At 76.0% G+C, this 18,142-nt stretch carries 19 protein-coding genes; 11 read left to right on the forward strand and 8 right to left on the reverse strand.

The window, feature by feature from the left end; all coding sequences use genetic code 11:
- The first annotated feature begins 272 nt into the window (after window positions 1-272).
- Genes ACHZ99_RS26255 through ACHZ99_RS26275 form a run of 5 tightly spaced genes read left to right on the forward strand, consistent with a single transcriptional unit; the run spans window position 273 to window position 4,675 of the window.
- The gene (locus ACHZ99_RS26255; RefSeq protein ID WP_420307221.1) at window positions 273-1,037 is read left to right on the forward strand and encodes a hypothetical protein; all 765 of its coding nucleotides are present in this window, start codon (window positions 273-275) and stop codon (window positions 1,035-1,037) included.
- Window positions 1,038-1,054: 17 nt separating this feature from the next.
- Complete coding sequence (locus tag ACHZ99_RS26260; protein ID WP_420307222.1) at window positions 1,055-1,621, forward strand: hypothetical protein; 567 nt, start codon at window positions 1,055-1,057, stop codon at window positions 1,619-1,621.
- A 22-nt stretch (window positions 1,622-1,643) separates the two neighbouring features.
- Window positions 1,644-2,417 (forward strand): hypothetical protein, encoded by a 774-nt coding sequence (locus ACHZ99_RS26265; RefSeq protein ID WP_420307223.1) that lies wholly within the window; start codon window positions 1,644-1,646, stop codon window positions 2,415-2,417.
- Between the two features lie 57 nt (window positions 2,418-2,474).
- Window positions 2,475-3,800 (forward strand): lytic transglycosylase domain-containing protein, encoded by a 1,326-nt coding sequence (locus ACHZ99_RS26270; protein WP_420307224.1) that lies wholly within the window; start codon window positions 2,475-2,477, stop codon window positions 3,798-3,800.
- Between the two features lie 14 nt (window positions 3,801-3,814).
- The gene (locus ACHZ99_RS26275; RefSeq protein WP_420307225.1) at window positions 3,815-4,675 is read left to right on the forward strand and encodes an alpha/beta fold hydrolase; all 861 of its coding nucleotides are present in this window, start codon (window positions 3,815-3,817) and stop codon (window positions 4,673-4,675) included.
- A gap of 27 nt (window positions 4,676-4,702) precedes the next feature.
- On the opposite strand, the gene ACHZ99_RS26280 is transcribed toward ACHZ99_RS26275, so the two are convergent.
- Window positions 4,703-5,134, reverse strand: coding sequence for an OsmC family peroxiredoxin (locus ACHZ99_RS26280; protein ID WP_420307226.1), 432 nt, complete (start codon window positions 5,132-5,134; stop codon window positions 4,703-4,705).
- Window positions 5,135-5,340: 206 nt separating this feature from the next.
- On the opposite strand from ACHZ99_RS26280, the gene ACHZ99_RS26285 reads away from it, so the two are divergent.
- Both ACHZ99_RS26285 and ACHZ99_RS26290 read left to right on the forward strand, forming a co-directional pair.
- Window positions 5,341-6,015 carry a TetR/AcrR family transcriptional regulator gene (locus ACHZ99_RS26285; protein WP_420307227.1) on the forward strand — a complete coding sequence of 225 codons (675 nt, stop codon included), beginning with the start codon at window positions 5,341-5,343 and terminating at the stop codon, window positions 6,013-6,015.
- 147 nt (window positions 6,016-6,162) lie between these two features.
- Window positions 6,163-7,680: an MFS transporter gene (locus tag ACHZ99_RS26290; protein ID WP_420307228.1), complete on the forward strand. Its 1,518-nt coding sequence runs from the start codon at window positions 6,163-6,165 to the stop codon at window positions 7,678-7,680.
- Window positions 7,681-7,789: 109 nt separating this feature from the next.
- Here the strand turns inward: ACHZ99_RS26290 and ACHZ99_RS26295 are convergent, their stop codons facing one another.
- Window positions 7,790-8,560 (reverse strand): dioxygenase, encoded by a 771-nt coding sequence (locus tag ACHZ99_RS26295; RefSeq protein WP_420307314.1) that lies wholly within the window; start codon window positions 8,558-8,560, stop codon window positions 7,790-7,792.
- A gap of 114 nt (window positions 8,561-8,674) precedes the next feature.
- On the reverse strand, window positions 8,675-9,814 hold the full coding sequence (locus ACHZ99_RS26300) for a questin oxidase family protein (protein ID WP_420307229.1): 1,140 nt from the start codon (window positions 9,812-9,814) through the stop codon (window positions 8,675-8,677).
- Between the two features lie 489 nt (window positions 9,815-10,303).
- Between ACHZ99_RS26300 and ACHZ99_RS26305 the strand changes: the two genes are divergently transcribed.
- Window positions 10,304-11,323: a sigma-70 family RNA polymerase sigma factor gene (locus ACHZ99_RS26305; RefSeq protein ID WP_420307230.1), complete on the forward strand. Its 1,020-nt coding sequence runs from the start codon at window positions 10,304-10,306 to the stop codon at window positions 11,321-11,323.
- 98 nt (window positions 11,324-11,421) lie between these two features.
- Here the strand turns inward: ACHZ99_RS26305 and ACHZ99_RS26310 are convergent, their stop codons facing one another.
- Window positions 11,422-11,781: a DoxX family protein gene (locus tag ACHZ99_RS26310; RefSeq protein WP_420307231.1), complete on the reverse strand. Its 360-nt coding sequence runs from the start codon at window positions 11,779-11,781 to the stop codon at window positions 11,422-11,424.
- 141 nt (window positions 11,782-11,922) lie between these two features.
- Between ACHZ99_RS26310 and ACHZ99_RS26315 the strand changes: the two genes are divergently transcribed.
- A complete protein-coding gene (locus tag ACHZ99_RS26315; RefSeq protein ID WP_420307232.1) occupies window positions 11,923-12,813 on the forward strand; it encodes a sigma-70 family RNA polymerase sigma factor in 891 nt (296 codons plus the stop codon).
- Window positions 12,814-13,035: 222 nt separating this feature from the next.
- Here the strand turns inward: ACHZ99_RS26315 and ACHZ99_RS26320 are convergent, their stop codons facing one another.
- Both ACHZ99_RS26320 and ACHZ99_RS26325 read right to left on the reverse strand, forming a co-directional pair.
- Window positions 13,036-14,232: a P1 family peptidase gene (locus ACHZ99_RS26320; protein WP_420307233.1), complete on the reverse strand. Its 1,197-nt coding sequence runs from the start codon at window positions 14,230-14,232 to the stop codon at window positions 13,036-13,038.
- A 55-nt stretch (window positions 14,233-14,287) separates the two neighbouring features.
- Window positions 14,288-14,821: a TetR/AcrR family transcriptional regulator gene (locus ACHZ99_RS26325; protein WP_420307234.1), complete on the reverse strand. Its 534-nt coding sequence runs from the start codon at window positions 14,819-14,821 to the stop codon at window positions 14,288-14,290.
- Between the two features lie 91 nt (window positions 14,822-14,912).
- Here ACHZ99_RS26325 and ACHZ99_RS26330 point away from each other — a divergent pair, with 91 nt between their 5' ends.
- Window positions 14,913-16,190 carry an MFS transporter gene (locus ACHZ99_RS26330; RefSeq protein WP_420307235.1) on the forward strand — a complete coding sequence of 426 codons (1,278 nt, stop codon included), beginning with the start codon at window positions 14,913-14,915 and terminating at the stop codon, window positions 16,188-16,190.
- Between the two features lie 262 nt (window positions 16,191-16,452).
- Window positions 16,453-16,611, forward strand: a complete 159-nt coding sequence (locus tag ACHZ99_RS26335; protein WP_420307236.1) for a hypothetical protein — start codon at window positions 16,453-16,455, stop codon at window positions 16,609-16,611.
- Between the two features lie 115 nt (window positions 16,612-16,726).
- Here ACHZ99_RS26335 and mscL read toward each other — a convergent pair whose 3' ends face one another.
- Window positions 16,727-17,239, reverse strand: coding sequence for a large conductance mechanosensitive channel protein MscL (gene mscL, locus ACHZ99_RS26340; protein ID WP_420307237.1), 513 nt, complete (start codon window positions 17,237-17,239; stop codon window positions 16,727-16,729).
- Window positions 17,240-17,353: 114 nt separating this feature from the next.
- Window positions 17,354-17,992, reverse strand: a complete 639-nt coding sequence (locus ACHZ99_RS26345; RefSeq protein WP_420307238.1) for an RcpC/CpaB family pilus assembly protein — start codon at window positions 17,990-17,992, stop codon at window positions 17,354-17,356.
- Window positions 17,993-18,142 lie beyond the last annotated feature (150 nt).

The following is an 18,142-nucleotide window of genomic DNA, read 5'->3' on the forward strand; positions in this document are numbered from 1 at the left end:
TTCCCGCGGGCGGGCGCGAACGCGGGCGGGAGCGGGAGTCGGCGGAGCCGGTGGAGTCGGAAGGGCCGGAGGGGCCTGGGGACTTGGCGGAGTCGGCAGGACTGAGGGGGTCCGTGGGGCCGGAGGGGCCGGAGGGCCTTGGGGCCTCGGCGGAACCGGCGGGATCAAGGGGGCCCGTGGAGTCGGAGGGCCCGGACGGGCCTAGGGACTTGGGGGAGTCGGCGGGACCGAGGGGGCTCGTGGAGCCGGAGGGGCCGGAGGGGCCCGGGGACTTGGCGGAGACGACGGGACCGGGGGAGCCCGAGGGGCCTGCCGAGCCGGAGGGTCTGGACACGCCCGGGGACTCGGCGGCCCCGAAGGCGCCCGCGGAGTCAGCCGCGCCGAAGGAGTCGGCCGGGCCGCCGGCCGGGTCGGCGAAATCCGCAGCCCCAGGCAAACGCACGCGGCCGGCTCAACCCGCCAAGCCTGGGAACCCCACCGCGCCCGCGGACCCCGCGGAGGCCGCCGGGGCGGGCCGCGCCGACCCCGTCGCCGGGGCCCGGGGTCGGTGGCGGGTCGGTGGCGTCGCGGTCCTCGTCCTGCTCGTCCTCGCCGGTGCCGGTCTCCTCGTCCAGGCCGCCCGCCTCAACGGCGACGACGCGCTGGCCAACCGGGCGCTCACCGACGCCGCCGGCACCGCCGCCGTCGCCGGCGACGTCAGCAACGCGCTCAGCAAGGTGTTCTCGTACGCCCCCGAGGACCCCGGCGTCACCGCCCGGGACGCCGACGAACTCCTCGCCGGCCGGGCCCGCGAGCAGTACCGGCAGCTCTTCGGCCGGATCCAGCAGCGCGTCGTCTCCCAGGAGCTGACGCTGACGACCCACGTCGTACGCGCCGGGGTGATCCGGCTCGACGGCGACGACGCCTCGCTGCTCGTCCTGCTCGACCAGGTCACCGAGCGCAAGGGCGAGGACCCGACGAGCGTCGGCGCGCAGCTGTCCGTGACCGCGGAGCGGCAGGACGGGCGCTGGCGCATCACCGATCTGAAGTCCCGCTAGCGAAAGGGCGGACCGACGTGAGCCTGAGGAAGAACCCCCTGCTGGCGCTGGCCCTGGTGGCCGCCGCGCTGGCGGCGGTGCTCGCGGCGTGGGCCGGGACCTCCTGGTACGCGGCCGCGCACGACGACGCCGCGGACTTCGCCGCCGCCCGGGACGACGCGCTGGCCGCCGCCCGGCAGGCGGTGACGAACCTCAACACCCTCGACCACCGCGAGCTGGACGAGGGCCTGGACCGCTGGGAGGCGTCCGCCACCGGCGAGCTCCTCGCGCAGCTGCGGCAGGGGCGCGAGGGGTTCGAGAAGGAGGTGCGCAAGGCGGAGACGGTGACCACGGCCGAGGTGCTGTCGGCGGCGCTGACCGGGCTGGACGAGCGGGCGGGGCGTGCCGACGTGCTGGTCGCGGTGCGGATCACGGTCGCCGCGCCCGGGGAGAAGCCGCAGGCCAAGGACAGCCGGATGCTCGGCGAGGTCACCAGGACCGGCGACGGCTGGAAGCTCAGCGCCCTCGGGCAGGCCCCGGCGGGCGACTCCGCGGGCGGGGACGCGGGCGAGGGCTCGGGCGAGGCCGGCGCAGCCGGACAGTGAACTTCCGGAGAGGACCGCACAGATGTCGACCACCCGCCACCTGATCAACCGGCGCCGCCGCACCGCGCCGCCCGCCGAGGAGTCCCCGGCCCCGGCCCGCCGGCCGGCCCCGTCCGCCGTACGGGCCAGGGCCCGGCAGCGGCCGGCGGCCCGGCCCGCGGAGGAGACCGCGAAGAACCCGGGGAAGAAGACCCCGGCCCCGTCCGGCCGGCCGCAGCGCGCGGGCAGCGTACGGGCCCGCGGCTCCGGGTCCGGCTCCGCAGGCCCCGGCTCCGCCGTGCCGCCGGCGCGGCGCGGCGGGCGGCTGGTCGCCGCGCTGCTTGCCGCCGCCGTGCTGCTCGGCTGCTTCGCCGCCTTCGCGGCCGTGCGGGCGAGCGGCGGCGACGACCCGGCGGCGGAGAACGCCGCGCTCGTGGACGCGGCGCTGACCAGCGAGGTCAAGGGCGGTGTGGGGGAGGCGGTGGAGGCGGTGTTCTCCGTCGACTACACCGACCTCGCGGAGAACGAGAAGGCGGCGCGTACGTACCTCACGGGCGACGCCGTCGAGCAGCACCGGCGGATGCTCGGGGACGTCCGCGCGGACGCGCCGGAGCAGAAGCTCGTCCTCACCACCACCGTGACCGACTCGGCGGTGGAGCTGGCCGACGACGACGCGGCCCGCGTGCTGGTCTTCGCCGACCAGCGCAACACCCGTACCGACACCGACGAGACGTCGTACGGCGCCGCGATGGTCGCCGTGGACGCGGTGAAGGACGGCGACAGGTGGCGGATCTCGAACATCGACACCTTCGGCTGACGGCACGGCACCACCGGCAACCACCGCACCCCTCGACTTCCGCCGGGAGGCAGGTCCATGGCTTCACTCAGCAGACTGCGGCACGGCGTGGCGACGGCGGCGCTCGCGGCGACGGCGATGGTCGCGCTCACGGCGTCGCAGGCGCCGGGCGGCGAGCCCGGCCGCGCGGCGGACGGCGGGGCCGGGGAGGACGGCATCGACTCCGTGCCGGTGCTGCCGCCGGGCACGCCGGGCGACGGCCAGTACCACACCGAGATCCCGCCGCTCTCGGGCATGGACCCGGTCACCGGCCCGGTCACCGGCGCCCGGCCGACGCCGCCCGCCGTGGTCGAGGAGCAGGCGGGGGTGCCGGCGACCGTGCTGGCCGCGTACCGGAACGCGGAGCGGCGGCTCGCGGGCAGCGACCCGGGGTGCGGCCTGGAGTGGGAACTGCTGGCCGCCATCGGCAAGGTGGAGTCGGGCCACGCGCGGGGCGGCGCGGTGGACGCGCGCGGCACCACGCGCACGCCGATCCTCGGCCCGGTGCTCAACGGCGACGGCTTCGCGCACATCTCCGACACCGACGGCGGCCGCTACGACGGCGACACCGGCTACGACCGGGCCGTGGGGCCCATGCAGTTCATCCCGTCGACGTGGGCGGGGTGGGCGGCGGACGGCAACGGCGACGGCCGGGCCGACCCGAACAACGTCTACGACGCGACCCTGGCGGCCGGCCGCTACCTGTGCGCGGGGGCGCGCGACCTGCGGACGCAGGCCGACCTGGAACGGGCGATCCTCAGCTACAACTACTCCCGGGACTACCTGAACACGGTCCTGGCCTGGCTCGGGTTCTACCGCTCCGGCGTGCACGCCGTGCCGGACGGCACGGGCGCGCTGCCGGCCAGCTCCGGTGCCGGGAACGCCGGTTCGGTGCCGCCGAAGGGCAGCCGCAAGGCGCCCGGTGAGCCGGGCGGCGGCATCGAGGTGGGCCCGCAGCCGAGCCCGCCGGGCGACGACCCGGGGGACGCGGACTCGGGCGGCTCGGGTGACACGGGCGGCTCCGGCGGCGCGGACGGCGGTACGGGCGACTCCGGCGGTACGGGCGGCGACTCCGGCGGCGGCGACCCGACCCCCGGCCCCAGCCCGAGCGACCCCGGCGACACCGGCGACCCGGGGGACCCCGGCGACCCGGGCGACACCGGCGATCCGGGCGGCGACGCCGGCGGCACGGGCGACACCGGCGGGACGGGCGACCCCGGCGGCACCGGCTCCCCCGACCCGGACCCGAGCGACACCTGCTCCGCCGACCCGAGCGAGTCCCCCGCGCCCAGCCCGACCGGCTCCGGCGAGTCCCCCTGCCCCGACGACTCCACCTCGCCGGACCCGGACCCCGGCACCACCTGACCGGGCGGCCCGACATGACCGGGGGAGCGGGCGGGCCGCACGGCCGGGACCGCGGCTGCGAGCTGACCGCGCTCGCGGCCGACGGCACGCCGCTGCACGTCGAGATGCACGGCGCCGAGGGCGCCCCCGCGGTGCTGCTGGCCCACGACCGGGCGCTGTCGGCGCGGGTCTGGGACGCCGTGGTGGCGGACCTGGCCGCCGACCACCTGGTCATCGCGTACGACCAGCGCGGCCACGCCCGTACGCCCCCGCGGGCCGCCGGCGCCGGCCCGCCCGGCCTGGCGACGGCGGCCGACGACCTGTGCACGGTCCTGGAGGCGTGCCTCGGCCCCGGCGAGCGGGCGGTGCTCGCGGGGCACGGGCTGGGCGCGCTGGCGATCCTCGCGGCGGCCGGTCCCCGGCTGCTGCGGCGCGCGTCGGCCGCGGTGCTGTGCAGCCCCGACGGCGGCCCGGCGCGGCTGCCGCTCGGGGTGTGGCCGCCGCTGACGCGGTGGCTGTTCCGGCGCCGGGTGCTCGGCCCGTACGCCCCGGGCGCGGCGGCCGGCGCCTGCGCGCGCATGGCCCACGACGGCCGGGGCGGCGGGGCGCGGTCCTGGGCGGCGGCGCTCCGCGGCGTCGACGCCGTGCGGGACACCGCGCCGGGGCGGCTCGACGTGCCGAGCGCGGTGCTGGTCGGCGGCGCGGAGCCGGTCGCCGCCCGGGCCGGGGCGCGCGCCGTGGCCGGGGCGCTGCCGTGGTGCGCCGGGGTGACGGAGGTCGGCGGGGCCGGCCGCGTACTCCCGCTGGAGGCGCCGGGGGCGGTCGCCCGGTCGGTGCGCGCGTTGGCGCCGGCCGGGCGGCCGGCCCCCACGCAGAACCGCCGGTCGCCCGCGTAGCGGGAGACCGGCGGCGGCGCGTACGGCTCAGGGCACCAGCGTGGCGTTGAGCGTGATGTTCTCGACGCCCGCCAGCGCCTTGCTCACCGGGCAGTTCGCCTTGGCGTCCGCGGCGGCGGCCTGGAAGTCCTCCTCGGACAGCCCCGGCACCTTCGCCCGCACCGTCAGCACGATGCCGGTGATGCCCTCGCCGGGCTGGAAGGTGACGTCGGCGCTGGTGTCGAGGGCCTCGACGGTGTGGCCCTTGCCCGCCAGGCCGTGCGAGAAGGCCATCGAGTAGCACGCGGAGTGGGCGGCCGCGATCAGCTCCTCGGGGCTGGTCTTGCCGCCGGGCTCGGCGGAACGGGCCGGCCAGCTCACGTCGTACGTGCCGATCTGGGAGGACTCAAGGGCGACGGTGCCCTTGCCCTCGAGCAGGTTGCCCTCCCAGTGGGTCTTCGCGGTGCGGGTGGTTGCCATGGCGGTCAGCCTCCGTGTCTGGAGCGAAAGACGGTACGTGCCCAAGTTATCGGTGCCGGTGGGCCCGAGCGCGTCCGGGCCGCGGCCCGGCACCCGGGTGGCGCAGATCACAGCCGGGCCGGGAAATACCGGGGACTCCCTCCCCGTTTAGCAGGTGTCCGAACGAAACGGGGAGTCAGTCCCCGGAAGCCGTCAGGGAGGCAACGATGGGCAAGGGCAAGGGGGCCACGCTCCCCGGGCAGCGAGAGCGGCCACGCCGGCCGCGGCTGCGCGCCGATGCCTCCCGCAACCGCGAACGGATCATCGACGCCGCCCGGGAGGCGTTCGTCGAGTGGGGCCCGGACGTCCCGCTCGACGAGATCGCCCGCCGCGCCGGCGTCGGCAACGCGACGGTCTACCGGAACTTCGCCGACCGCCGCGAGCTGATCCTCCAGGTGACGCTGGAGTCCATGCGCCGCGTCGCGGACCTGGCGGAGGCCGGGCTCACCGACGAGGACGAACCCTTCGAGGCGCTGCGGCGCTTCGTGCACCGGGGCGCCGACGAACGGATCGGGTCGCTGTGCCCGCTGCTCGTCGACGGCTTCGACCACACCGCGCCCGAGGTGATCGCCACCCGCGACCGGCTCGACACCGCGCTGGAGAACCTGATGGCGCGGGCCCGCGCCGACGGCACGCTCCGCGCCGACGTCGGCGTCGGTGACCTGATGGTCGCGCTCGCCCAGCTCACCAGGCCGCTGCCCGGCCTGGAGTGCGGTGTGGGGTTCGACACGTACATGCACCGTCATCTGGACCTGTTCCTCGACGGGCTGATGAATCCTGCCAGGTCAACGCTGTCCGGCAGCGCGGCCACGTTCGAGGCACTGCGGCAGAAGGGCACGTAAATGAGGTGATCCGCGCACGTTGAGTCTGTTCTGATCATCAGGACTCCCTCCACGGCTCTTCCCCCCTGCCACCCGCCACGCCCCGCGCGGCGACCCGCACCGAACCCTCAAGTGATCAAACCCTGAACTCGAATGGTGGGTACCCCCATGCCAGAAACGGCTCTGCAGCCTGATCCGAGGCGCTGGAAAGCCCTCGCGTTCATCGCTGTGGCCCAGCTGATGGTCGTCCTCGACGCGACCATCGTGAACATCGCGCTGCCCTCGGCGCAGGCGGACCTCGGCATCTCCGACGGCAACCGCCAGTGGGTCATCACGGCCTACGCGCTCGCCTTCGGCGGCCTGCTCCTCTTCGGCGGCCGCATCGCCGACCTCTGGGGCCGCAAGCGCACCTTCATCACCGGCCTCGTCGGCTTCGCCTTCGCCTCCGCCCTCGGCGGGGCCGCGACCGGCCAGGCCATGATGTTCGGCGCCCGCGCCCTCCAGGGCGTCTTCGGCGCGCTGCTCGCGCCCGCCGCGCTGTCCCTGCTCGCCGTCCTCTTCACCGACGGCAAGGAGCGCGCCAAGGCGTTCGGCATCTACGGCGCCATCGCCGGCGCCGGCGGCGGCGTCGGGCTGATCCTCGGCGGCGTGCTGACCGAGTACCTGGACTGGCGCTGGACGTTCTTCGTGAACATCCCGTTCGCCGCGGTCGCCGTCCTCGGCGCCCTGGCCTTCATCCACGACCCGAAGGGCAGCCGGAACCGCTCCACGCTCGACATCCCGGGCGTGCTGCTGGCGACCAGCGGCCTGGTGGCGCTGGTGTACGGCTTCACCCGGGCCGAGTCGGACGGCTGGACCGACACCCTGACGCTGGTCATGTTCGTCGCGTCCGCGCTGCTGCTGGCCGCGTTCGTGGCGGTGGAGTCGCGGGTGCGGAACCCGCTGCTGCCGCTGCGCGTCCTGCTGGACCGCAACCGCGGCGGTGTCTACCTGTCGCTCGGCCTCGCGGTCATCGCGATGTTCGGCGTCTTCCTGTTCCTCACCTACTACCTCCAGGTCGTGAAGGGCTACACCCCGGTCAAGACCGGTCTCGCCTTCCTTCCGATGATCGTGGGCATGATCATCGGCTCGACGCAGATCGGCGCCCGGCTGATGACCCGCGTGCAGCCGCGGCTGCTGCTCGTGCCCGGCTTCCTCGTCGGCGCGCTCGGCATGCTGCTGCTCTCGCAGATCGAGCCCGGCAGCTCGTACGCCGCGGTCGTCCTGCCCGGCCTGATCCTGCTCGGCCTGGGCCTGGGCACGGCGTTCATGCCGGCCATGTCCCTGGCCACCTTCGGCGTCGAGCCGCGCGACTCCGGCGTCGCCTCGGCGATGGTCAACACCTCGCAGCAGGTCGGCGGCGCCATCGGCACCGCGCTGCTGAACACGATCGCGGCCAGCGCCACGACCGACTGGATCTCCTCGCACGCCGCCGAGGCCCGCACCCTGGGCCGTACGGGCTTCGAGAACTCCGCGGCCGTGCACGGCTACTCCACCGCGATCTGGTGGGCGGTCGGCATCCTGGTGGTCTCGGCGGCCCTCGCGTGGGGCCTGGTCACCACCCGCGGCCAGGGCGGCCAGCAGGCCGCGGCCGGTGCCGGCGAGGGCACGGAGGACGACGTCAAGGCTCCGGTGATGGTCCACTGACCGCGCGGACGCACTGACTCAAAGGAGAGTTCAGGGCTGCGCGAAGGCCCCTTTCCGTTCCTCGGGGGACGGGAAGGGGCCTTCGCCGTGCTCGCTCCGGGAACCCGGGTCAGCCGAACTGGAGGGAGCGCTTCGCGAGCCCCATCCAGAAGCCGTCGATGACGCTGCGCTGGCCGGCCAGGTCGTCCTCGGCGGCGCCCAGGGTGACGAACAGCGGGGCGAAGTGCTCGGTACGGGGGTGGGCCAGCCGCCCGGCGGGCGCCTTGCGCGTGAAGTCCAGCAGCGCGTCCACGTCCTGCGCCGCCAGCGCCTCGCGGCCCCAGGCGTCGAACTCCGCGGACCAGGACGGCGGGGAGTCGCCGGCGTGCCGCAGCGCGGCGAGGTTGTGGGTGAAGAAGCCGCTGCCGACGATCAGCACGCCCTCTGCGCGCAGCGGCGCGAGCCTGCGGCCGACGTCGAGCAGGCGGGCCGGGTCGAGGGTGGGCATGGAGACCTGCAACACGGGGATGTCGGCGTCCGGGTACATCTCCACCAGCGGCACGTACGCGCCGTGGTCGAGGCCGCGGTCGGGGAAGTCCTGCACGCCGTCGCCGGGGGTGCGCAGCAGCTTGCGCACCGAGTCGGCGAGGCCGGGGGCGCCGGGGGCGGGGTAGCGGACGCGGTAATAGTGCTCGGGGAAGCCACCGAAGTCGTAGACGAGCGGGACGGTGGTGGTGGCGCCGAGGGCGAGCGGGGCCTCCTCCCAGTGCGCGGAGACGACGAGGATCGCGCGCGGGCGGGGCAGCGCGGCGGCCCAGGCGGCCAGCTCGGCGGGCCAGACCGGGTCGTCGGCGAGCGGCGGGGCGCCGTGCGAGAGGTAGAGCGCGGGCATGGTGGGCATCGTGGTCGCCGCCTTAAATTGAGACTTCAACCATCAACCATACCCGCGCCCGGCTGGGTGCCCGGCCTCCCCCTCTCTCCCCTCGCTTTCCCCTTCCTTCCGGTGCGCCCCGGGTCAGAACGCCGGGTCGATGAGCGCGACGGACTGGAGCGCGGCGGCGCGCGCCGTGTCGTCGCCGACGTCCAGCGCGGTGTCGACGAACTTGATCGCGTGCTCGTCGCCGTGCGCCGCCGCCCGGGTCCGCAGCTCGTCCGCGGCCGCCGCCGCGTCCCCGGCCGGCGGCGCGGGGACCCGCTCCGGCGGCAGCGGATCGGCCGGCCCGTACGCGGCGGTGACGGCGGCGCTCGCCGCCCACGCGGCCGCGTAGCTCGGCAGCCACAGCTCGCGGGGGAGCGCGGGCAGGGCGCGGAGCACGGCGTTCGGGGCGGTCGCCGCGTGCACCAGCATCACCGGCTCGCCGTGCCCGTACGCCGCGTAGCGGTGGACCGCGGCCCGGACCAGCCCGGCCAGCGCCGCGCGGGCCTCCTCCGGCGTACCCGCCGGCGCCAGCGCGCCCACCGCCGCCGGCCAGCCCGGCGTCGCCTCCGGCGTCAGCTGCGCCAGCCGCTCGCGGATCCCGCCGGACTGCGCCGGGACCGCGGGCACGGCGGCCAGCGCGGCGTCCGGGGTGGCGGTGCCCGCCGGGACGGGGGCGCTGGGCAGGCGGGCGTAGCGGGCGGCCCAGTAGCCGAGGGCGTGCGCCAGCTCGGCCAGCCGCGGCCCGCCGGCGGTGCCGCCGGCGGCCTCGGTGGCCTCCAGGGTGCGTACGGCGTGACCCGCGCGGATCACCGTGTGCGTGGCGGCCCCGGCCAGCCCCGGCAGCAGCCGCGGCCACCACTCGGCCAGCACCTCGCGCCACGGCCGGGCCTCCAGCTCGCGGGCGAAGTACGCCGGCCAGTCGCCGAGCCGCGCCGGGTCGCCGAGCGCGTCGTGCCAGGCGGCGGGGTCGATGGGCCGGGTCTCCGGCGGCATGTCCTCCAGCTTGTCGCGGTAGTGGTCCAGCCAGCGGTGCACGGTCGCGGCCCGGTCGCCGTGCACCAGGGCCTCGACGGCCATCGGCCCGTGGTTGGTCAGCCAGCCCAGCCGCTCGGGGCCCGCGGCGTGCAGCCGCTCCAGGGCCTCGTCGAGCACTCCGGTCGGGTCGTGGGCGGCCCGGGTGCCGCCGCCGGCGCCCGGGCCGGTCTGCGTACGTGCGTCCTCACGGCTCGTATCCATGGCGGCGACGCTACGTCCGCCGCCGCCCGGTCCGTAACGGCCGCGGGACCTAGGTCCTACCGGCCCGGGCGGCGCCGCGGAGTACGCCTCCGGGCCGAGGCCGGGCCGCCCGACCGGCTCTTTTCGGCCGCCGGGGGGACAGGAGCAACCAGAAGGCCGCGGGTGCCGTCCTCTTCAAGGAGAGGGCGGGCCGGGACGGTCCCGCCCCGGGGGAGGTCCCGATGCCGGAAGCGACGGGCACCGCGCCGACCGGCGCCGGCCGGGCCCGGAGCGGGGCGGCGCGGCCCTCGGGCCGCGGGGCCTGACCTGGGTCTCTCCGGCCCCGTACGCGCACCGGAGGACACGTGTGGGCGGGCAGGGTACTGCAAGATCACGGAAATTGGTGTACCCGAGGGGAATTCTGTCCTGATTCCCGTCGTTGGACAGGGTGGAACGGGCACCCGGTAGGTGTCGGACCACCTGTAGGAACTCACTCGCAAGGGAGCACGCATGGCAACCCGTGCCGTCGCCCGCCGCCAGGCCGAGACCCCGGCCGGCGCGGCAAGCAGCGCCCGCGGCGCTCGCGTCCGGAGCGGCGAGATCGCCGACCGCGACCTCGTCGGGATGTACCTCGACGAGATCGCACGGACGCCGCTGCTCGACGCCGCGAAGGAGGTCGAGCTCTCCCTGGACATCGAGGCCGGCGTCTACGCCGGGAAGCTGCTCGCCGGCGAGGCGAAGCCCGAGGCGGTGGACGCGCCGAGCGCGTCCGCGAACCGGGAGGAGCTCGAAGCGATCGTGGCCCAGGGCGAGCGCGCCAAGGACCTCTTCATCCGCTCGAACCTGCGGCTGGTCGTCGCCGTCGCCCGTCGCTACCCGCGCAGCGGGCTGCCCCTCCTCGACCTGATCCAGGAGGGGAACGCCGGCCTGGTGCGCGCCGTCGAGAAGTTCGACTACAAGAAGGGCTTCAAGTTCTCCACGTACGCGACGTGGTGGATCCGCCAGGCCATCACCCGCTCCATCGCCGACCAGTCGCGCACCATCCGGCTGCCCGTCCACCTCGTCGAGGAGCTGGGCCGGATCCGGCGCGTCCAGCGGGAGTTCAACCGCGAGCACGGCCGCGAGCCGGAGCCCGCCGAGGTCGCCGCCGAGCTCGGCTCGACGCCGGAGCGCGTGACGGACGTCCTGGACTGGGCCCGCGACCCGGTCAGCCTCAACATGTCGGTGGACGACGAGGGCGAGACCCAGTTCGGCGACCTGCTGGAGGACACCGGGGCCGACTCCCCGGAGGACTCCGTGCTGGTGATGATGCGCCGCGAGGAGCTGGAGGACCTCATCGGCCGGCTGGAGCCGCGTACGGCGTCGATCATCAAGGCGCGGTACGGCATCGAGGACGGCCGCGAGCGCACGCTGACCGAGGTCGGCAAGCAGCACGGCCTGACGCGCGAGCGGATCCGGCAGATCGAGAAGCACGCGCTGGTCGAGCTGAAGAAGCTCGCCCGCGACACGGGCTTCGACGCCGCCGCGTAACCCCCCCGGCGCGCACCGCCTCCGCGCAGCCCCGCCGCCCCCCCCAAGCCGCCCCCGGTGTCTCCCCCCGGCACCGGGGGCTCCCGCATGCGCGGACGTCAGGAGCCGACGGCGCCGTCGAGCATGTACGCGGCGGACGCCACGGCCAGGAGCAGGTAGAGGCCGGGGAACGCGATGTTGTGGAAGACGCGCGCCCGGACGTGGGCGGCCACCGCGGCGAGGAAGAACAGCACCAGGCCGACGCCGGCCGCGACCCCGAGCCACGGCACCGCCGCCAGCCCGACGACCAGCCCGGCGGCACCGGCCAGCTTCAGCGTCGCGAGGTAGGGCAGGGCGGCCGCGGGGGCGCGCACCTCGGCGGAGTTCTTCAGCACGAACCCCGCCCGGGCGTAGTCGGCCACGGCGATGAACGCGTTCGCCGCGATACACAGGATCACGGCGGTGAACAGCACGGTCATACGGACCACCCCCCGGTGGTCTCCCGGCGCGCGGTCCGGAACGGGACGGTATGTACGCTCATGGTCGGGTCGCCTCCTCGGGCAGTGGTCTCCGTCTCGCCCGTCCCGACGTCCCGAACCGTGGAAAGGTGACACCCCGTGGTGCCGGTTGCGGATTTCGAAGCGGCCCGGCCGCAGCTGACGGCGGTGGCGTTCCGGCTGCTCGGGTCCGTACCCGACGCCGAGGACGCGGTGCAGACCACCTGGCTGAAGGCGGCGACGGCCACCGCCCCCGACGACGTCCGCAACCCGGCGGCGTGGCTGACGACCGTGCTCACCCGGGTCTGCCTCGACCAGCTGCGCGCGCGGCGCCGCCGCCGGGAGGAACCGCTGTTCGCGGACCTGATCCCGGGCGCGGAGGCCGCGGCGGACGAGCGGTACCTGCGGCGCGAGAAGGTCTCCCGGGCGCTGCTGGTGGTCCTCGACCGGCTGACCCCTCCGCAGCGCGTCGCCTACGTCCTCCACGACCTGTTCGACATGCCGTTCCGGGAGGTGGCGGAGACCCTCGGCACGAGCGAGGCCGCCGCGAAGCAGCACGCCAGCCGGGCCCGCCGCCGCATCGGCGGCGGGCCTGCGCCCTCGTCCGCGCCCGGGGACGGGGAGGGGGACGGTGACGGGAGGGGCGGTACGGAGAGCGAGGCGGCCGTCGTGGACGCGTTCCTCGCCGCCGCGGCTGGCGGGGACATGGACCGCATGCTCGCCCTGATGACCGACGACTGCGTACGCACCGCCGACCCCGCGCTGCTCCCGCCCGGCGCACCGGCCGTCGTCACCGGCGCCCGCGAGGTGGCGGAGGAGACGAAGTACTTCACCGACCGCATCCACGCCACCGTCCGCATGCTCGTCGCCGGCAGACCGGCCCACGTCATCGCCCCCGGCGGTCACGCCCTGGCCGTCGTCGACATCACCGTCCGGGAGGGCCGCGTCACGCGGATCGCCCTCACCCGCCTCCCGACCACAACCCCGCTGGCGATGCACCCGCCGGCCCGGTGACGACCGCGGGCACCCGCGCGGGACGCGCGGGGGCGCGCCGGGGACGCGCGGGCCGCGCCAGGCCGCGCCAGGCACGCCGGGGTGCGGGGCCCGGCGCCGGAGTCCGCGGGCGCCGGGGTGCCGCCACGCCCGCGCCGCTGGCAGCCCGGCCGCGCTCTCGTCGGCGCGGGGACCGTGCCGGGCACCGACCGGACCGCGCTCCTCCCGCCCGCGGTCCCGCCGCTAGGCGGAGGGACGGTGGTAGAGGTCGGCGTACGACGGGAAGACGCCGCCCGGGCCGTCGACGCCCTCGGCCGCGCGCAGCGCCTTGGCCACGGCGCGGGTCAGGACGTCCGCCCCGGCCCCGAAGACCTCGTCGAGCGCCCCGGCCTCCTCGTGGACGGCGAACGCCGGGTCGGCCGCGGGGGCGTCCGCGGGCCGCAGCGGCCGGGCCCCGGTGGCCAGCGCGAAGACGGTGTCGCCGTCGGAGAGCAGGTGCGCGGGCCGTACGGCCCGGGCGAGGCCGTCGTGCGCCGAACCGGCCAGCTTCTGTGCCTGCGCCTTGCCGAGGGCTGCGTCCGTGGCGACGACCGCCAGGGTCGTGTTCAGCGGGGGCCGGGCCGACGCGGCGTACCGCCGCGCGGTCTCCTCCCGCGCCGCCGCCAACCGCCGCACGGCGGCCGCGTGCACGTCCGGCGCGGGCGGGCCCCCGGCAGGAACGCCGAGGGCCCCCGCAGAGGAAGCCGCGGCGGAATCCGCCGGAGAAGCCGCGGGAGAAACCCCGGGGGAGACCCGGCGCCCCCCGTCTCCGCCGGCGTCTCCGTGCAGCTCGGCGTACAGCGCGCCCGTCGCCGGGTCGACGCCGGAGCCGGCGGCGTTGACGATCGCCAGCGCGGCGACGGTGGCGCCGGACGGCAGCACGGTGCTCGCCGTACCGGCGCCGCCCTTCATCGCGCCGCACACCGCGCCCGTACCCGCGCCGACGTTGCCCTGCGCCACCGGGGCGCCGGGTGCCGAGGCCGCCGCCGCGGCGGCGGCCTCGGCACCCATGGCGGCGTCGGGGCGGGCCCGGAAGTCGCCGCCGCGGCCCAGGTCGAACAGGGCCGCCGCCGGCACCACCGGGACGACCTGCGCGGGGTCGGGCCCCACCCGGAAGCCGCGGCCCCGCTCCTCCAGCCAGGCCAGCACGCCGGACGCGGCGGCCAGCCCGTACGCGCTGCCGCCCGTGAGCACCACCGCCTCCACCCGCTGCACGAGGTTGCGCGGGTCGAGGGCGTCGGTCTCCCGCGTGCCGGGCCCGCCGCCGCGTACGTCGACCGAGGCGACGGCGCCGCCCTCGGGCGCGAGCACCACCGTCGTCCCGGTCAGCCACCCGTCCCCGGTCCGGGACGCGTGCCCGACGCGCACCCCCGCCACATCCGTGAGCCCGTCCACGCCCATGCGACGCACCCTAACCGCCCCCGCGGGCCGACCGGCGCGCGATCGACGGCGGGGCCTATGCGGCGAGCAGGGCCTGTGCGATCTTCCGTGCCCGCCGAGCCGGGGCCGGGCTGCGCTCCCGCAGGGAACTGACGAGCGCGCCGTCGAACAACAGCAGCAGTTGCTCGGGCAGTTCGTCGCCCTGCGGCGCGTCGAGGAGCCGGCGCAGGTCCCGGATCATGGACTCCTTGTGCTCGACGGCGACCTTGCGCGCCGGGTCGTCCGGGTCCGCGATCTCGACCATGGTGTTGATCGAGGCGCACCCGCGGTAGCCGGACGCCGCCATCCGGTCGGCGAGCCCGTCGAACATCGCCAGCGGGTCGCCGCCCGCGTCGTCGACGACCTGCCGCAGCCAGGTCCGGAGCTCCTCGTCATAGCTGCGCAGCATGGTCGCGACGAGTTCGTCCTTGCTCGCGAAGTGGCGGTAGAACGACGCCCTCCCGACGCCGGACTCCTGCAACAGCCGCTCCACACCGACGGAGTGGATCCCTTCCGCGAAGAAGAGGTCTCTGGCCGCTTCGATCAGACGCTCACGGGCTCGTGTGGGCATGCCGCGATGGTAACCCGGGATTGACACAAGACGGAACCGATCAGTACCGTCTCGAAAGCGGAACTGATCGGTACCGAATCGAGGAGTGGTCTTGTCACCCCTGTCCCGCAAAGGTCCGCCGACTCCGCCCGGCCCTCGCCCCGCAGCCGACACCGACACGGACACCGATACGGACGCCGACACCGGCACCGCCGCCGACACCCACGCCGAGCCCGGCGCTTCCCCGCACTGGCGGTCGCACGCGGCGGTGCTCGCCCTGGGCACGTTCGCCGTCGGCACCGACGCGTTCGTCATCGCCGGCGTGCTGCCGGACATCGCGGACTCGTTCGGGGTGAGCGTCTCCGCGGCCGGGCAACTGGTGACCGTGTTCTCGCTGGCGTACGCCCTGAGCGCGCCCGTGCTCGGCGTGCTCACCGCCGGCTGGTCCCGGCGCACGGCTCTCGTCGTCGCGCTGGCCGTGCTGACCGCGGGCAACGTACTGACCGCCGTCGCGCCGAGCTACCCCCTCGTCCTCGCCTCGCGCGCGATCGCCGCGACCGGCGCCGCGCTCTACACCGCCAGCGCCACCGCGGCGGCGGCCACGCTCGCCGGCAGGCGCCACCACGGCAAGGCGATCTCCGTGGTGATGCTCGGGCTGACCTCCTCCCTCGTCCTGGGCACGCCGATCGGCACGGTCATCGGCGGCGCGTTCGGCTGGCGCTCGACGCTGTGGTTCCTGGTGATCGCCGGAGCGGTGGCGGCCGTCGTCGTCGCCGTCCGGCTACCGGCGATCCCCGGCACCGCGGGCGCCGGGCTGCGGGTCCGGCTGGCGCCGCTGACCGACCGCAGGGTGCTCGCCGCGCTGGGCAGGACGCTGCTGGCCTTCACCGGCGTCTACGTCCCGTACACCTATCTCAGCGCCGTCTACGAGCCCGCCACCGGTGGAGACAGCGGGCTGCTCGCGATCTTTCTGCTGGTGTTCGGGGTCGCGGGCACCGCGGGCAACCTGGTCGCCGGTACGCTGGCGGACCGCCTCGGCGCGGCCCGGGTGATCGTGGTCGCGACCTCGCTGCTGGCCGTGGCGCTGCTGGCGGTCCCGGCGCTGCGGGGCAGCGTGGCTGCCGCGATCCCCGCGATCGTCGTGGTCGGGTTCTTCTCCTTCGCCATCACCACGCCGCAGCAGCAGGAGATCATCGTGCTGGCGCCGGGGGCGCATTCCGTCGTCACCTCCCTCTACCAGTCGGCGCTGTACCTGGCGATATCGCTCTCGGGGGTCCTCGGCGGCCTCGCGCTCTCGGGCTTGGGCGCGGGCCCGCTCTCCCCGCTGGCCGCGGTCCTGGTGCTCCTCACCGCTCTGGCGACCCACCGCTCCGCCCACCGGCGCGGGTAGCCGCCGGAGCAGCCAGCGCAGCCGGAAGTCCGGCCTGCGTTGCCGACGACGACCTCACCTCGCCGTCATCCGCCTCCGGCCGGCGGGACGAACCGAAAGAAGCGGCCTGCCTGCCCGGCAGGCACCCCGCGGACGCGGAGCCGGAGAGGAAGACCGGCCCGCGATCCGCCCTTCCCGCCCTTCCCGCCCGCGCGACCGGGTCCCCGCGGCGGCCCGGCGCCGCCCCCGCCTCCCCGGAGCAGTGCCGCGTACCCTGGGGCGTATGAGTACCCAGCCCGAGAACCCGCTCGTCTTCGACGACCCGCTGACGCGGCAGAGCCGGGACGACACCGACGAGGGCTGGGGCGACCGGCCCGTCGCCGAGGGGAGCGCCGCCGACCTGGCGCGCTTCCTCGACGAGAAGCCGCCGCACCACATCTGACCCGCCCGGGCCCGCCGGGCCGCCCGGACACCGGCCCTGCCCAGGGTCCCCGCCCAGGGTCCCTGCCCACGCCGTCCCCGCCCGCTCGCGGGCCCGCCGTGACGCCCCGCGACGCCTATTTCTGCGTCGGCAACGTCCCGGGGTCGGCGCTCGGCGCCGAGCCGTTCCGCTGGGCCACCAGCTCGTCGCGGATCTGCGTCAGCAGATCGACCTCCGTGACCTCCACGGGCGCCTCCTCCACCGGCGCCTGCGCCGTCTGCCGCTCCCGGAGCCGGTTCATCGGCAGGACCATCGCGAAGTACACGACCGCGGCCGTCATCACGAACGTCAGCGTGGCGCTCAGCACCGGGCCCCAGAGGATCGCGACACCCTCGGTGACCTCGCCCTCCGGACTGGTGGTGCAGACGTCGCTGAAGCACGAGTGGTACTTGTCGAGGTTCTTCGAGCCGAAGATTCCGATGAGTGGGTTGATGACGCCCTTCACCACCGCGTTCACGATGTTCGTGAAGGCGGCGCCGATGACGACGGCGACCGCGAGCTCCATCACGTTCCCGCGCATCAGGAACTGCTTGAACCCGGCGATGACGCCCTGACTGTCCGAGGTGCTCCCGGCGCCCTGCGTGCTCAATGCCCTTCCTCGCTTCACTCTCGACTGGTCGGCCGACCCAGCAAGATATGGCAGAGATACAGAAGGATTGTCCAATCCTCCCACTCGGGCCGGTGACGGTCCGCGCATATGTCGTCATCGCAAGGTGACCGCCAGTCGTCGTTCGGCCGCCGCGCCGGCCAGCGCCGCGGCCGTCTTCCGCGGCACCGACAACACCACCAGCGTGCCGCCGTCCCCACCCGCCGGCGCCGTCAACCCCGTTGCTCCCGGCGGCGGTTGCGCCTCCGGGTCTGCCGCGAACCCCGGTGCGCCCGGCGCCTCCGCCGTCCCCGGAATCTCCGCCACCCGCGCCGCCCGCGCCACGATCCGCGCCGGGCCGCCGCCTCCGGTGTCCTCGGCGCCGACAGCCAGCACATCCACCACGTCGCCCGGCTCCAGCAGCCCGGCCACCCCGGCGTCCGCGAGCCGCACCGGCGCCAGCACCTCCCCGCCCCCGGCTCCGGCGCCCCCGCCTCCGCCTCCGACGTGCTCGCCGGCGGTCGCACCGGGGGCCTCGCCGGGGACCCCGGTCGCGGAGCCGTCCGGCGCGGTGGCGGGCGGCGGGCTCTCCGCGTCGCTGCGCGGCGCCGCGGCCAGTGCCGCCGCCGTCATCGCGACCACGGCGGCCAGCAGCCGGCTGCGCCTGGCCACGGCCCGGCGCAGCCGGGCGCCCCGCGGCGGGCGCAACGGCTCGAACTCCGGCACCGGGCGGGGCGGCGGCGCGCCGCGCGGCAACGGTCCAGGATCAGCCGCGCCGCCGCCCTCGCCCGTCCCGACCGCCTCACCCGGGCCGCCGTCCCGACCGCCCCCGGCGCCACCCTCGCCGTACTCAAAGCCGGAGCCGACACCGGTGCCGACACCGGAGCCCGCGGCCGGGTCCGCGCC

Origin of the sequence: Streptomyces sp. MAR4 CNX-425 (assembly GCF_048656465.1) — a bacterium.
In the GTDB taxonomy this organism is placed as follows: domain Bacteria; phylum Actinomycetota; class Actinomycetes; order Streptomycetales; family Streptomycetaceae; genus Streptomyces.